Raw genomic sequence first — 12751 nt, forward strand, 5'->3', positions numbered from 1 at the left:
GTGCGAGGGGGCCTTCGTCATCGTCAGGCGCGAGCCGGGATCAGCGTCCCTGGCCGCCGCGCGCGCCCTGGCGGCCCTGGCCGCCCTGGCGCTGCGCACCCGGCGCGCCCTGGCCGGCAGAGCGCGGACGGCGACGACGGCGGGAGGGCGGGGTGGTCGCGGTGCTCTTCTCGCCGCCCGCGGGCCGCTGCTTCGCAGAGCGCTGCTGCTGCGGCTGCGGGGGAGCGGGGCGCACGTGCGGAGCCCGCTCGGGGACGAGCTCGGTGACGGCGTCGGCGGTGAGGTTCTCCAGGGGTGCGGTGATGGCGGCCTTGCGCAGGAGATCCTTCACATCACGGCGCTGCTCGGGCAGGACCACGGTGACGACCGTGCCGGCGGCGCCGGCGCGAGCCGTGCGGCCCGAGCGGTGCAGGTAGGCCTTGTGCTCGACGGGCGGATCGACGTGGACGACGAGGTCGACGTTGTCCACGTGCACACCGCGGGCCGCGACATCGGTCGCGACGAGGACGCGGACGCCCCCGTCGGCCGGGTCGGTGGAGAAGGCGCCGAGGTTGCGCTCGCGTGCGTTCTGGGACAGGTTGCCGTGCAGGTCGACGGCGGGGATCCCGGCGGCGGTGAGCTGCTTGGCGAGCTTCTTCGCCTGGTGCTTGGTGCGCGTGAAGAGGATGCGACGGCCGGTGCCCGAGGCGAGATCGCGCACCAGCACGGTCTTGTTCTCGGGGGAGTCGACGACGAGCACCCGGTGGGTCATCTCGCCGACGGGCACGCTTGCCTCGTCGACCTCGTGGCTGACGGCGTTCGTGAGGAACCGGCGGGCGAGGGTGTCGATGCCGCGGTCCAGCGTGGCGCTGAAGAGCAGGCGCTGACCGTCGGCGGGCGTCGCCGAGAGGATGCGGGTGACGCCGGGGAGGAAGCCCAGATCGGCCATGTGGTCCGCCTCGTCGAGCACGGTGACCTCGATCGCGCTGAGACGCACGACCTGCTGCTTCATGAGGTCTTCCAGACGGCCGGGGCAGGCGACGACGATGTCGACGCCCCCCTGCAGCGCCTGCTCCTGCGGACGCTGGCTGACGCCGCCGAACACGGTGGTGACCCGAAGGCCGACGGCCTCCGCGAGCGGGGCGACGGTCGCGGCGATCTGGGTGGCGAGCTCGCGGGTGGGGGCGAGCACGAGGCCGCGGGGAAGGCCGGAACGGCGCTTGTGGCCGGAGGCCGCCAGGCGGGCGACGAGGGGGAGCGCGAAGGCGATGGTCTTGCCGCTGCCCGTGCGTCCGCGACCGAGGAGGTCACGGCCGGCGAGCGAGTCGGGCAGGGTGTCGCGCTGGATCGCGAACGCCTCGGTCTTTCCGGAGGCGGCGAGAACGGTGGCGAGCTCGGCGGGAACGCCGAGATCGAGGAAGGAAGGCATGCAGAGAACTCCGTCAGCGCACGAGAACGGCGCGGGATAGTGGGGTGAGGTGGGCGAAGACGCAGCGAGTGCGCGTCCGTTCGCCGTGCGAATGGCCAGTTCGGGCTGGAGAGGGGAGCGCGGGCGCTCGCTTCGGTCCTCGGAGACCCCTAGACGACGACGATGCTGACCGGCCGGCGGCGCGGGCAACGGAGCCAGTCTACCAGCGGAGACCGGTCGAAGGCTGCAGGCGGGCTGTCAGGCGTGGAGCGCCTCGTTGAGCGTGACGCCGACGCCGGCCCGGCGGACCGCCTCGACGGCACCCGTGAGGGAGTTGCGACGGAAGAGGAGGCCGTCCTGGCCGGAGAGGTCGGCGCCCTTGACGGTCTTCCGTCCGCCGTCGGCCGTCGCGGGACCGTCGGCGAGCACGATCTTCGTCCCGGCGGTGACGTAGAGCCCGGCCTCCACGACGCAGTCGTCGCCGAGGGAGATGCCGATGCCGGCGTTCGCGCCGAGAAGCGTGCGGGCGCCGATCGACACGCGGTGCGACCCGCCGCCGGAGAGGGTGCCCATGATCGAGGCGCCGCCGCCGATGTCGCTGCCGTCGCCGACCACCACGCCCTGCGAGATGCGCCCCTCGACCATCGAGGCGCCGAGGGTGCCGGCGTTGAAGTTGACGAAGCCCTCGTGCATGACCGTGGTGCCGGGGGCGAGGTGGGCGCCGAGCCGCACGCGCGAGGCGTCGGCGATGCGCACCCCGGCGGGCTGCACGTAGTCGGTGAGACGAGGGAACTTGTCCAGGCCCTGGATCTGGATCCCGGCGCGCTGGAGCTGCGGACGCAGGCGCGCGGCATCGGCGGGGAGCAGCGGGCCGGCATTGGTCCAGGCGACGTTCGGCAGGTGACCGAAGATGCCGTCGAGGTTGAGGGCGTTCGGCCGCACGAGCAGGTGCGACAGCGCGTGCAGACGCAGATAGGCGTCCGCGGTGGAGACCGGGGCGGCGTCCAGATCGATCGTGAGCTCGACCACCGCGAGGGTGACGTCGCGGCGCTCGTCCTGACCGGTCTGTGCGTCGAGCGCGGTGCGCGCGGCGGCGACCTCGGTCTCGGACGGCGCGGACGAGCGGACCTCCGGGTACCACGCGTCGAGGACCGTGCCGTCGCTCGCGGTGGTCGTCAGGCCGAGTCCCCAGACAGATCGTGCGTCGCTCATGCCTCCACGGTATCGCGCCGGCGACGGTGTCCCGTCCCGCATGACGGGCATCAGTAGGCTGGGGGCATGGTGCTCGATCTGACCGCGTCCTCCGCCGACATCACCCGCGCGATCTGCGACGTCCCGAGTGTCTCCGGCGACGAGAAGACACTGGCCGACCTGATCGAGGAGGCCGTGTCCGGTCTGCCGCACCTGGAGGTCATCCGGCACGGCAACACGGTCGTCGCCCGCACGGATCTCGGTCGGGCGCAGCGCGTCGCGATCGCCGGGCACATCGATACCGTGCCCCTCAACGACAATCTGCCCACGCGCGACATCGAGATCGACGGCGTGCCGTATCTGTGGGGTCGCGGCACCGTCGACATGAAAGCCGGGGTCGCGGTGCAGCTCAAGCTCGCCGCCGAGCTCACCGACCCCGCGATCGACGTGACCTGGATGTGGTACGACAACGAGGAGGTCGCGGCCTCCCTGAACGGCCTCGGGCTTCTCGCCGCAGCGCGTCCTGACCTGTTCCAGGCCGATTTCGCCATCCTCGGGGAGCCGTCGAACGGCCAGGTCGAAGGCGGGTGCAACGGCACGCTGCGGGCGATCGTGCGGACCACGGGCGTCCGCGCGCACAGCGCCAGGGCCTGGATCGGCGAGAACGCGATCCATCGCGCGGCGCCCATCCTCACCCGGCTGTCCGAGTACCGGGCCCGGGAGGTGCTGGTGGAGGGCCTGCTCTATCGGGAGGGGCTCAGCGCGGTCCGCATCGCGGGTGGGGTCGCCGGGAACGTCATCCCGGACGCCTGCGAGGTCGAGGTCAACTACCGCTTCGCGCCGAACAAGTCCGCGGCCGACGCCGAGGCCCACGTCCGGGCGGTCCTCGCCGGCTTCGACGTCGAGATCACGGATGCCGCCGAGGGCGCCCGCCCCGGGCTGGACGCCGACATCGCGCGCCGGTTCGTCGCGGCGGTCGGCGCGGAGCCGCAGCCGAAGTACGGATGGACCGACGTGGCGCGCTTCTCGGCCCTCGGCATCCCGGCCGTGAACTACGGGCCCGGTGACCCGCATCTCGCCCATCACGACGAGGAGCGTGTGCCGCTCGCCCAGATCGACGCCGTCGAGCGGGGTCTGCGCGCATGGCTCACGTCGCACTGACGCTCGCACGGCGCTGGGCGCGGATGCCGCTGGCTCTGCGCATCGGCATCATCTACGTCCTCGCACGGGTCGTGACGACCGGATTCCTCATCGCCGCAGCCTCCCTGTCCACGGTGTTCTCGCGCTTCGGCGGCGACGCCGGGCTCGTGGACTTCATCCTCGGATGGGATGCCCAGTGGTACTGGCAAGTGGCGGTGCACGGCTATCCCGCCGACCTCCCGCTGACCGACGACGGGGAGGTGGCCGAGAACGCGTGGGCCTTCATGCCCGTGTTCGCGTACGCCGCGAAGGCGTTGGGCTTCCTGTTCGGCTCCTGGGGCGCCGGAGCGCTCGTGCTCGCGCTCGTCGCCGGCTACCTGGCCTGTCTCGCCCTGCATCGTCTGCTCCGCGACCGCATCGGGAACGCGGCGGCGCTGTGGGCCGTCGTCTTCTTCGCCGCCGGCCCCCTGGGCGCCCTGTTCCAGGTGGGATATGCGGAGACGCTCTTCCTGCTGCTGCTCTTCCTCGCGTTGGACGCGACGATCCGCCGGAACTACGCCTGGCTGTACGCGCTGATCCCGGTGCTGGGATTCACCCGCCCCGGAGTGCTCGCCTTCGCCCTGTACCTCGGCCTGCACGGGATCCTCCGCTGGACGCACCGTCGCACGGATCCGCTCGGGGGCAGGGAGGTCGTGCACATCGTCGCCCTCGGCGCACTGGCGACGGCGACCGGGTTCGCGTGGCAGGTGATCGCCGGTGTCGTGACCGGGGACCCCGGCGCCTACCTCGCCACCGAGCTCGCCTGGCGCCGGCACTGGATCACCGGGGGCGTCGAGGGGTTCGTGCCCTTCGAGGGCTGGGTGCAGGCATCGCAGTTCTGGTTCGAGCTGTGGGGCCTGCCGGCCGGCTGGGGGCCGGTCGCGCTCATCGTGCTCGTGGTCGCGGCGGCCGCCGCGCTGCTGCTGTCCCCGCAGGTGCGCGCGCTCGGCCCCGACCTCCGTCTCTGGAGCGCGAGCTACCTGCTCTACCTGCTCGCGGTGTTCTTCCCGCAGTCGAGCACGTTCCGCCTGCTGCTGCCGCTCAGCCCGGCGTGGGGAGCGGTGGCGGTACCGCGCTCACGAGCGTGGCGGCTGGGCGTGCTGGCGCTGTGCCTGGTCGGCCAGTGGGTGTGGATCTATCACGTGTATGCCCTCGGCAGCACGTTCTGGCAGGTGCCCTGACGACGCCGGGGAGCGGATTGTGTCCCGTGACGTCCACGGCGCGGTCGCACCCGATAAACTCGTCCCATACCACCGGAGGAAAGGGAGCCACGATGGCAGCGATGAAGCCGAGGACCGGAGACGGACCCATGGAGGCCGTGAAAGAGGGACGACTCATCATCGTGCGTGTTCCGCTCGAAGGAGGAGGCCGCCTGGTCGTCTCCGTGAACGACGCCGAGGCCAAGGAGCTTCACGACGTGCTCGGTGCCGTCGTGGCCCCGGCCTGATCGTACCTGGTCCGCTGCAGCGCGACGCGAAGAGGGCGAGGGATCCGCGGATCCCTCGCCCTCTTCGCGTCGGCGGACCCGGTCAGACCCGGTCGTCGAGGCGGATCAGCTGCAGCAGGCCCTCGCCCGCGGGCGAGACCGTGGCCAGCACGGCCGATGATTCCTGCGTCTCCTGGACGAGCGATCGGTAGGCGGAGGTGACGTCGTCGCGCTGGACAGGGTCGGCGACCCGGCCCCCGGCGAGGATGCGCGGCACGAGCACCAGGCCGCCGGTGCGGGCGAGGCGGAGACCGTGCGAGACGTACTCGATGACGTTCTCGGGGTCGGCGTCGACGAGGACGATGTCGTACGACGCCTCGTTCATGCGGGGGAGCACGTCGATCGCGCGGCCGGCGATGAACCGCGCGCGGGTGGCGGGCACCTTCGCGTCCGCGAACGCCTGACGGGCGGCGGCGAGGTGCTCGGGCTCGTTGTCGATCGAGGTCAGCACCGCGTGCGGGGCCCCGCGCAGCAGCCAGAGTCCGGAGACGCCGGCGCCGGTGCCGATCTCGACGATGGAGCGCGCCGTTCCGGCGGCGGCGAGCACGGCGATCTGCGAGCCGACGACCGCGCTGATCGGGGCCGCTCCCAGCTCCACGGCGTGGGCGCGAGCGCGGGCGATGGTCTCCGGCTCGACGATGGACTCGCGAAGGAAGCGCGCGTTGGCGTCGTGCTCGCTCATGACCTGCCTCTCCCTGCGTGCATGGCTGACGTGTCCAGGGTATTCGCTCACCGCGCGCAGAGCCCGCAGGCGCGGCGGTAGCCTGGTCACATGACGTTCGGCCTCACCTTCGAGAAGCTGCTGCTCATCGGCCTGATCGCGGTGCTGATCATCGGCCCCGAGCGTCTGCCGCGTGCCGCGGAGGCCTTCGCGAGCATCGTGCGCAGGGCCGGCGAGTACATCCGCGACACGAAGTCCCGTGTGCGCGAGGAGATGGGACCGGAACTCGACGACGTGGACTGGCGCAAGCTCGACCCGCGGCAGTACGACCCCCGGCGCATCATCCGCGACGCGCTCCTCGAGGAGCCGGAGCCCGCGACCCCCGCGAAGGCGACGGCGACGATCGCCGAGCCGGTGGCCCCGCGCACCGCGCCGCCGACCTTCAGCGCGGAGGACCGCCCGCCGTTCGACAGCGAGGCGACCTGAGCCGTCAGGAGATCCGCGTCCGCAGGGTCGCCAGCTCCTCGTCGCTGAAGAGCGAGCGCGGGATGGCGGTGGCGACGGAGGCGTCGCGCACCTTGAAGATCACGGCGTCCCGTCCGACGCGGAGACTCTGGAACGTGGCGTAGGGGATCTCGGAACGACGACGATCGCTTCCCAACTGCAGCCGATCCTCTTCGAGTGCGACCCACACGACGCTCTCCACCGGCATCGCGGCCCGCACGGCGCGCCGGGCGCTCGAGGTGGTCAGGAGCACCGCGTAGGCGCCCAGTCCCACCGTGACCACGGGCATCCAGGCGATGATCGCGCTGACCTCGGCTCCCGTGGAGAGGAGGTCGTTGAGGGTGAAGACGGAGAGGACGAGTCCCGCCGCCAGTGCGACCCACATCACGATCGCGACGGGACGGGTGAGCGCGTAGACGGCCGCGTCGCGCGCCATCCTCCGCAGCAGTCCCTCATCCACGGTCACGGAGCGGTGCGGCATCCGTCCATCCTCCCACGCGTGCTCATCCGATCGACATGGGCAGCGAGCGGCCGGACAGGCCCCGGCCCCGTCGGGCGAGGGCGGCGGCCATCGTGCGGATCGCCTGCGCGGCGGCGTCGTCCGGCGCCGAGGTGACGACCGGGACGCCCTCGTCCCCGCCCTGGCGGAGCGCCGGGCTGAGCGGGATGGAGGCGAGCAGGGGGACCGGCGCGTCGGGCGCGGACAGGGCCTCCGCGACCGCCGCTCCGCCGCCCGCACCGAACAGGTCGATGACGGTGCCGTCGGGGAGGGTGTACGCGGACATGTTCTCGATCACGCCGATCACCCGCTGACCGGTCTGACGGGCGACGAGTCCGCTGCGGATGGCCACGTCGGAGGCCGCCGCCTGCGGCGTGGTGACCACGAGCACCTCGGCGTGGGGGAGGAGCTGCCCGATCGAGATGGCGATGTCCCCGGTGCCGGGCGGCATGTCGATGAGCAGGACGTCGAGATCGCCGAAGAAGACGTCGGTGAGGAACTGCGAGACCGTGCGGTGCAGCATCGGTCCGCGCCAGGCCACGACGGACTCCCCGTCGCGCAGGAACATCCCGATCGAGATGGTCTTCACCCCGTGGGCCACCGGCGGCAGCATGAGGTCGTCGATGCGCGTCGGCTGCGTGCCGGCCGGGATGCCGAGCAGACCGGGGATCGAGAAGCCGTGCACGTCCGCATCCACCAGGCCGACGGCGAGGCCCTGATCGGCGAGGGCGACGGCGAGGTTCGCGGTGACCGTCGACTTCCCGACGCCGCCCTTGCCGCTGGAGACGAGGATCACGCGGGTGAGGGAATCGGGCCCGAACGGCATGTGCCGGGCGGGGCGACCCGCGCGGAGCCGTTCGGTGAGGGCCTTGCGCTCGGCCGGGGTCATTACGCCCACCTCGACCTCGACGCCCGTGACCCCGGGGACCGTGGCGGCGGCACCGCGCACGTCGCGCTCGATGCGGTCGGCGGCGGGGCACCCCACGATCGTCAGCACGATGCCCACATGCGCCACGCCGTCTTCGACCGTGATGTCGCGCACCATGTCGAGGTCGCCGATCGGCCGCCGCAGCTCGGGGTCGGTCACCGCCGCCACCGCGGCTCTGACGCTCTCGGCCGCGGTCATGAGGCGGTGCCGCCTGCGGGCTTCTCCTCGGCGTCGCCCAGCTCGGCCAGCAGGGCACGGAGCTCCTGCCGCAGCACGTCGCGGGTGACCACCTGCGCGTTGCGCTCCTCCAGCGACATCCGCAGCGCGACGATCTCGCGGGCGAGGTACTCGGTGTCGGCGAGGTTGCGCTCGGCGCGCTGCCGGTCCTGCTCGATCTGCACGCGGTCGCGGTCGTCCTGGCGGTTCTGCGCGAGGAGGATCAGCGGTGCGGCGTACGAGGCCTGCAGCGACAGCATGAGGGTGAGCGCGGTGAAGCCCAGCGCGGCGTCGTCGAAGCGCACCTCGCGGGGCATGAGCGTGTTCCAGCCGATCCAGAGGATGCAGAAGAGGCTGAGGATGACGAGGAACGCCGGCGTGCCCATGGCACGGGCGACCCATTCCGTGAAGCGTCCGAAGCGGTCGCGCGAGGTCGACCGGGGGCGGGTGCTCGTCCGTCCTGGCGCGTCGAGGCGGGCGGCCCGCTCCTTGCGTGCCATCAGCGCGCCTCCGTCACGGGCGGGGCGACGTCGTCGCTGTCGTGCGTGCGCCAGTCGTCCGGCAACAGGTAGTCGAGGACGTCGTCGATGCTGATCGCGCCGACGAGGCGGTGGGCCGCGTCGATCACGGGCAGGGAGACGAGGTCGTAGCTGGCGAGCATGCGGGCGACCTCGGCGGCGGAGGCGGTGACGGGCACCGGCTCGAGGCTGTCGTCGAGGATGGCGCCGAGCCGCTCGTGCGGCGGATAGCGCAGCATCCGCTGGAAGTGCACGAGGCCGAGCAGCCGCCCGGTCGGCGTCTCGAACGGTGGGAGCGTCACGAACACCGCTGCCGCCAGGGCCGGGTGCAGCTCGTGGCGGCGGATGAGCGCCAGGGCCTCGGCGACCGTGGCGTCGGCGGACAGGATGATCGGCTCCGGGGTCATCAGACCGCCGGCCGTGTCGGGACCGTAGCGCAGCAGCATCCGCACGTCTTCCGCCTTCTCCGGCTCCATCCGCTGGAGCAACTCCTCCAGCTGGGTGGGCGGAAGCTGGGCGAGGAGGTCGGCGGCGTCGTCCGGCTCCATCTGATCGAGGATGTCGGCCGCGCGCTCCTCGCCGAGGCGGTCGAGGATGTGCACCTGCTCGTCCTCCGGCATCTCCTCGAGGGCGTCGGCGAGGCGATCGTCGGAGAGCTCCTCCGCGACCTCGATCATCCGCTGCTGCGGGAGGTCGAGGAGCGTGTTGGCGAGATCCGCGGCGTGCAGCTCGGAGTACGAGGCGACGAGCTGCTCGGCGGACTGCGACTCGCCCGGTGCGTGCTCCTCGGTGACCTCGCCCCAGGCCGCGAACGTCGTCGGGCCCTTGGCGAACGGCGACGCGCCGGTCTTCGGGCGGCGCAGGAAGAGCTGACTGATCGCCCACTCGCCGAGACGGTTCGGCTCGATCGCCACGTCCTCGATCACCGCGGTGCCGCTGCCGTCGGTCAGACTCACCCGCCGGCCCAGCATTTCGGCGAGGACGCGCACCTCGCCGGCGCGGGGAGAGAAGCGCCGCACGTTGATGAGGCCGGTGGTGATGACCTGCCCGGACCGGATCGACGTGACCCGGCCGATCGAGAGGAACACATGGCGCCGGCCGGGGATCTCCACGACCAGTCCGATCACGCGCGGGGCCGCGGTACTTCGATACACGACGACGACGTCCCGGACCTTGCCGAGCCGGTCGCCGACGGGATCGAAGACGGCGCACCCTGCCAGGCGCGCGGCGAAAACCCGTTGTGTGCTCACTCGACCAGCGTAGCCCGCGGCGTGCCGGGGCGGCTGTCGGGGCGGTCGCTCGGCCGGCCGCGAGGCACGACGTGGAAGAATAGCCGGATGAGCATGCTGAATCGCCCCGCGAGCGGCACGGACACCGGTGAGATCGTCGCCTCCATGCGCGACTACGAGAGCGCGCAGAAGGCGGTGTCGAAGCTGATCGCCGGAGAGGTCCCTGCGCGCGACATCGCGATCGTCGGGCAGAGCGTGCGGACGGTCGAGCGGGTGACCGGACGGCTCGGCTACGCCGCGGCCGCGCGGTCGGGAGCGATCAACGGGGTGCTCATCGGCCTCTTCCTGTCGGCGATCCTCGTGCTGGGCAACCCGGAGGTGCCGATCCAGCTGTTCGTCGGCTTCGTCCTCATCGGCGTCGCGGTGGGCATGCTGCTGAGTCTCGTCACCTACGCCATCGTGCGTCGCCGCCGTGACTTCGCGAGTGTGACGCAGTTCGCCGCGGACCACTACGAGGTGACCGTGCAGCCCGGGTCGCTGGCGAAGGCGCGGCAGGTCCTCGGCGCGCAGCGGGTCGCCCCCGTGCGTCCTCCGGTGAACCTGGACGAGCCGCCGAAGTACGGCGAGCGGATCCCGCAGGGCGCTCCTGCTCCGGCCCCTGAGCCTGCTCCGGCCCCTGAGCCTGCTCCGGCCCCTGAGCCTGCTCCGGCCCCTGAGCCCGGCCCGGCTCCTCAGCCTGCTCCCGCTCCTGAGCCCGGTCTTCCGCCGCGGCCCGCCGACCCGGAGACCGGCACCCCCGGATCCGTGCGGTGACCCCGGAGCCCTCCGCCGTCCGGATCGAGGTCGTCCTGCCCGCTGGCACGACCCCGGTGTCCGCCGACTGGACGCCGGGCACCCGCGATGACGTCGTGCTGATCGCCCACGGGGCCGGAGCGGGGAAGGACCACCCGTTCCTCGTCGGCTTCGACCGGGCCCTCGCCGCACTCGGCTACTCGACGCTGCGTTTCTCCTTCCCGTACGCCGAGCAGGGGCGCCGCATGCCCGGTCCCGCCGCCCACGCGGTCGCGACGTGGGAGGCCGCGGTCGCCGAAGCCCGTGCACGGGCGCCGCATGCGGCCGTGTGGGCGACCGGGAAGTCCTACGGCGGGCGCATGGCGTCCCTGGCCGTCGCAGAGGGGCTCGTCGTGGACGGCCTCGTCTACCTCGGCTACCCGCTCCACCCGCCGGGGCGTCCGGACAAGCCGCGGATCGCCCATCTCCCCTCGATCACCGTCCCGCAGCTCTTCGTGGAGGGCACCGCGGACCCGTTCATCCAGCCGATCGCCCAGCTCGAGGAGGCCGTCGCGTCCTGTCACGACGCGCGGGTGCACTGGGTCGAGGGTGGCGGCCACTCCTTCGAGGTGAAGGGCCGGCGGCGGCCGCCGGCGGACGTCGCCGCGGACCTGGCGCCCGTGGTCGACGCCTTCGTCAGCACGCTGCGGGGGTGAGGAGCGGGGCCGCGGCCCCACTCCCTCCCGTCGTCAGCCCTGCAGTCGCGCCATCCAGGCTTCGACCTCGTCGGCCGTGCGCGGGATGTCCGCGGAGAGGTTGACCGGGCCGTCCTCGGTCATCAGGATGTCGTCCTCGATCCGGACGCCGATGCCGCGCAGCTCGGCGGGTACCGTGAGGTCGTCGATCTGGAAGTACAGCCCCGGCTCGATCGTGAAGACCATGCCCGGCGTGAGGATGCCGTCGTAGTACATCTCGCGGCGCGCCTGCGCGCAGTCGTGCACGTCGATGCCGAGGTGGTGCGACGTGCCGTGCACCATGTAGCGCCGGTGCTGGCCGCCCTTGTCCGCGTCCAGGGCCTCCTCGGCGGTGACCGGGAGCAGGCCCCACTCCGCGGTGCGCTCGGCGATCACGGCCATCGCCGCGGCGTGCACGTCACGGAAGCGGACACCGACCTTCGCCGCTGCGAAAGCCGCGTCGGCGGCCTCGCGCACGGTCTCGTAGACGCGGCGCTGCACGTCCGTGAACGTCCCGGACACCGGCAGCGTGCGGGTGATGTCAGCGGTGTAGAGGCTGTCCGCCTCCACGCCCGCGTCGACGAGGATGAGGTCTCCCGGCACGACCGTGCCGTCGTTGCGCGTCCAGTGCAGGTAGCACGCGTGCGGCCCGGACGCGGCGATCGTGTCGTAGCCCTCGCCGTTGCCGTCCTCGCGGGCGCGGCGGTGGAAGACGCCCTCGACGACGCGCTCGCCCCGGGCGTGCGCGACCGCGGCCGGGAGCTCACGGATGATGTCGTCGAAGCCCTGCGCCGTGATCGCCACGGCCCGGCGCATCTCGGCGATCTCGAAGTCGTCCTTGATGAGGCGCAGCTCGGAGACGAAACGCGTGAGGGCTTCGTCCTCGTCGAGGACGAGCTCGCCGTCGACCGGGGCGAACTCGTGCAGGTGCGCCGTGGCCACCTGCAGGTCGGCGGCGACGCCGGCCAGCGACGGGCGCGGGCCGATCCAGAACTCGCCGACGGTAGCGTCGGCGTAGAACTCGGTCGTGGTGCGGTCGGCGCGCTCGCGGAAGTACAGGGTGATGTCGTGTCCGTCGGACGTCGGCTCGAAGACGAGCACCGAGTCCGGCTCCGCGTCGGAGGCCCAGCCGGTGAGGTGCGCGAAGGCGGAGTGCGCGCGGAAGACGTAGTCGGTGTCGTTGCTGCGCTGCTTGAGCGAGCCGGCGGGGATCACGAGGCGCTTGCCGGGGAACGCGGCCGAGACGGCGGCGCGGCGGCGCTCGGCGTACGGAGCCTGGGCGCGCGGCGCGGGCAGCGTCTCCGGACGCTCGGCCCAGCCGGTGGAGATGGTGTCGAGGAAGCCCTGCGGGAAGGGCTGCTTGCGGTTGGTCGAGCTGTTCTCGACGGGGGCTTCGACGGTCTCGTCAGCGATCGTGTCGTTTTCTCCGGTGCTCATCCGTCCAGTCT

Annotated in this window: 14 protein-coding genes; 6 read left to right on the top strand and 8 right to left on the bottom strand. The window is 72.3% G+C overall.

Features of this window, described 5'->3' with window-relative positions; genetic code table 11:
• Positions 1 to 40 precede the first annotated feature (40 nt).
• Positions 41 to 1408, bottom strand: coding sequence for a DEAD/DEAH box helicase (locus tag ACFU8V_RS07845; RefSeq protein WP_062766414.1), 1368 nt, complete (start codon positions 1406 to 1408; stop codon positions 41 to 43).
• Between the two features lie 237 nt (positions 1409 to 1645).
• Positions 1646 to 2599 (bottom strand): 2,3,4,5-tetrahydropyridine-2,6-dicarboxylate N-succinyltransferase, encoded by a 954-nt coding sequence (gene dapD, locus ACFU8V_RS07850; protein WP_025102956.1) that lies wholly within the window; start codon positions 2597 to 2599, stop codon positions 1646 to 1648.
• 66 nt (positions 2600 to 2665) lie between these two features.
• Here dapD and dapE point away from each other — a divergent pair, with 66 nt between their 5' ends.
• The 3 genes from dapE (at position 2666) to ACFU8V_RS07865 (ending at position 5204) form a co-directional block, all read left to right on the top strand.
• Positions 2666 to 3739, top strand: coding sequence for a succinyl-diaminopimelate desuccinylase (gene dapE, locus ACFU8V_RS07855; protein WP_025102957.1), 1074 nt, complete (start codon positions 2666 to 2668; stop codon positions 3737 to 3739).
• The gene (locus ACFU8V_RS07860; protein ID WP_378870257.1) at positions 3721 to 4938 is read left to right on the top strand and encodes a hypothetical protein; all 1218 of its coding nucleotides are present in this window, start codon (positions 3721 to 3723) and stop codon (positions 4936 to 4938) included. The genes dapE and ACFU8V_RS07860 overlap by 19 nt, the downstream gene beginning before the upstream one ends.
• 92 nt (positions 4939 to 5030) lie before the next feature.
• Positions 5031 to 5204: a DUF3117 domain-containing protein gene (locus tag ACFU8V_RS07865; protein ID WP_071328210.1), complete on the top strand. Its 174-nt coding sequence runs from the start codon at positions 5031 to 5033 to the stop codon at positions 5202 to 5204.
• A gap of 82 nt (positions 5205 to 5286) precedes the next feature.
• On the opposite strand, the gene ACFU8V_RS07870 is transcribed toward ACFU8V_RS07865, so the two are convergent.
• Entirely contained in the window at positions 5287 to 5925 is a 639-nt protein-coding gene (locus ACFU8V_RS07870) for an O-methyltransferase (protein WP_378870260.1), read from the bottom strand.
• Between the two features lie 90 nt (positions 5926 to 6015).
• Between ACFU8V_RS07870 and ACFU8V_RS07875 the strand changes: the two genes are divergently transcribed.
• Positions 6016 to 6390 (top strand): Sec-independent protein translocase TatB, encoded by a 375-nt coding sequence (locus ACFU8V_RS07875; RefSeq protein WP_338565724.1) that lies wholly within the window; start codon positions 6016 to 6018, stop codon positions 6388 to 6390.
• Between the two features lie 4 nt (positions 6391 to 6394).
• On the opposite strand, the gene ACFU8V_RS07880 is transcribed toward ACFU8V_RS07875, so the two are convergent.
• The 4 genes from ACFU8V_RS07880 to ACFU8V_RS07895 are packed head-to-tail and all read right to left on the bottom strand — an operon-like array spanning position 6395 to position 9819.
• Positions 6395 to 6889, bottom strand: coding sequence for a YcxB family protein (locus tag ACFU8V_RS07880; protein ID WP_338565725.1), 495 nt, complete (start codon positions 6887 to 6889; stop codon positions 6395 to 6397).
• A 22-nt stretch (positions 6890 to 6911) separates the two neighbouring features.
• The gene (locus ACFU8V_RS07885) at positions 6912 to 8033 is read right to left on the bottom strand and encodes an Mrp/NBP35 family ATP-binding protein (protein WP_062766417.1); all 1122 of its coding nucleotides are present in this window, start codon (positions 8031 to 8033) and stop codon (positions 6912 to 6914) included.
• Entirely contained in the window at positions 8030 to 8551 is a 522-nt protein-coding gene (locus ACFU8V_RS07890; RefSeq protein ID WP_025102963.1) for a DUF1003 domain-containing protein, read from the bottom strand. Before ACFU8V_RS07890 ends, ACFU8V_RS07885 begins: the two co-directional genes overlap by 4 nt.
• Complete coding sequence (locus ACFU8V_RS07895) at positions 8551 to 9819, bottom strand: magnesium transporter MgtE N-terminal domain-containing protein (protein ID WP_126894431.1); 1269 nt, start codon at positions 9817 to 9819, stop codon at positions 8551 to 8553. Before ACFU8V_RS07895 ends, ACFU8V_RS07890 begins: the two co-directional genes overlap by 1 nt.
• An 87-nt stretch (positions 9820 to 9906) precedes the next feature.
• On the opposite strand from ACFU8V_RS07895, the gene ACFU8V_RS07900 reads away from it, so the two are divergent.
• Positions 9907 to 10611, top strand: coding sequence for a general stress protein (locus ACFU8V_RS07900; RefSeq protein WP_238695679.1), 705 nt, complete (start codon positions 9907 to 9909; stop codon positions 10609 to 10611).
• The gene (locus tag ACFU8V_RS07905; protein WP_126894432.1) at positions 10608 to 11285 is read left to right on the top strand and encodes an alpha/beta family hydrolase; all 678 of its coding nucleotides are present in this window, start codon (positions 10608 to 10610) and stop codon (positions 11283 to 11285) included. Before ACFU8V_RS07900 ends, ACFU8V_RS07905 begins: the two co-directional genes overlap by 4 nt.
• 33 nt (positions 11286 to 11318) lie before the next feature.
• Here ACFU8V_RS07905 and ACFU8V_RS07910 read toward each other — a convergent pair whose 3' ends face one another.
• A complete protein-coding gene (locus ACFU8V_RS07910; protein ID WP_062633672.1) occupies positions 11319 to 12740 on the bottom strand; it encodes an aminopeptidase P family protein in 1422 nt (473 codons plus the stop codon).
• Between the last annotated feature and the right edge of the window lie 11 nt (positions 12741 to 12751).

The sequence above is a fragment of the Microbacterium sp. NPDC057658 genome, from assembly GCF_042799975.1.
Taxonomy (GTDB): domain Bacteria; phylum Actinomycetota; class Actinomycetes; order Actinomycetales; family Microbacteriaceae; genus Microbacterium.

Coding starts and splice junctions, on each gene's coding strand:
- ACFU8V_RS07880 (WP_338565725.1), bottom strand. CDS start 6,889: ATGCCGCACCGCTCCGTGACCGTGGATGAGGGACTGCTGCGGAGGATG.
- ACFU8V_RS07875 (WP_338565724.1), top strand. CDS start 6,016: ATGACGTTCGGCCTCACCTTCGAGAAGCTGCTGCTCATCGGCCTGATC.
- ACFU8V_RS07845 (WP_062766414.1), bottom strand. CDS start 1,408: ATGCCTTCCTTCCTCGATCTCGGCGTTCCCGCCGAGCTCGCCACCGTT.
- ACFU8V_RS07865 (WP_071328210.1), top strand. CDS start 5,031: ATGGCAGCGATGAAGCCGAGGACCGGAGACGGACCCATGGAGGCCGTG.
- dapD (WP_025102956.1), bottom strand. CDS start 2,599: ATGAGCGACGCACGATCTGTCTGGGGACTCGGCCTGACGACCACCGCG.
- dapE (WP_025102957.1), top strand. CDS start 2,666: ATGGTGCTCGATCTGACCGCGTCCTCCGCCGACATCACCCGCGCGATC.
- ACFU8V_RS07910 (WP_062633672.1), bottom strand. CDS start 12,740: ATGAGCACCGGAGAAAACGACACGATCGCTGACGAGACCGTCGAAGCC.
- ACFU8V_RS07890 (WP_025102963.1), bottom strand. CDS start 8,551: ATGGCACGCAAGGAGCGGGCCGCCCGCCTCGACGCGCCAGGACGGACG.
- ACFU8V_RS07870 (WP_378870260.1), bottom strand. CDS start 5,925: ATGAGCGAGCACGACGCCAACGCGCGCTTCCTTCGCGAGTCCATCGTC.
- ACFU8V_RS07900 (WP_238695679.1), top strand. CDS start 9,907: ATGAGCATGCTGAATCGCCCCGCGAGCGGCACGGACACCGGTGAGATC.
- ACFU8V_RS07860 (WP_378870257.1), top strand. CDS start 3,721: ATGGCTCACGTCGCACTGACGCTCGCACGGCGCTGGGCGCGGATGCCG.
- ACFU8V_RS07885 (WP_062766417.1), bottom strand. CDS start 8,033: ATGACCGCGGCCGAGAGCGTCAGAGCCGCGGTGGCGGCGGTGACCGAC.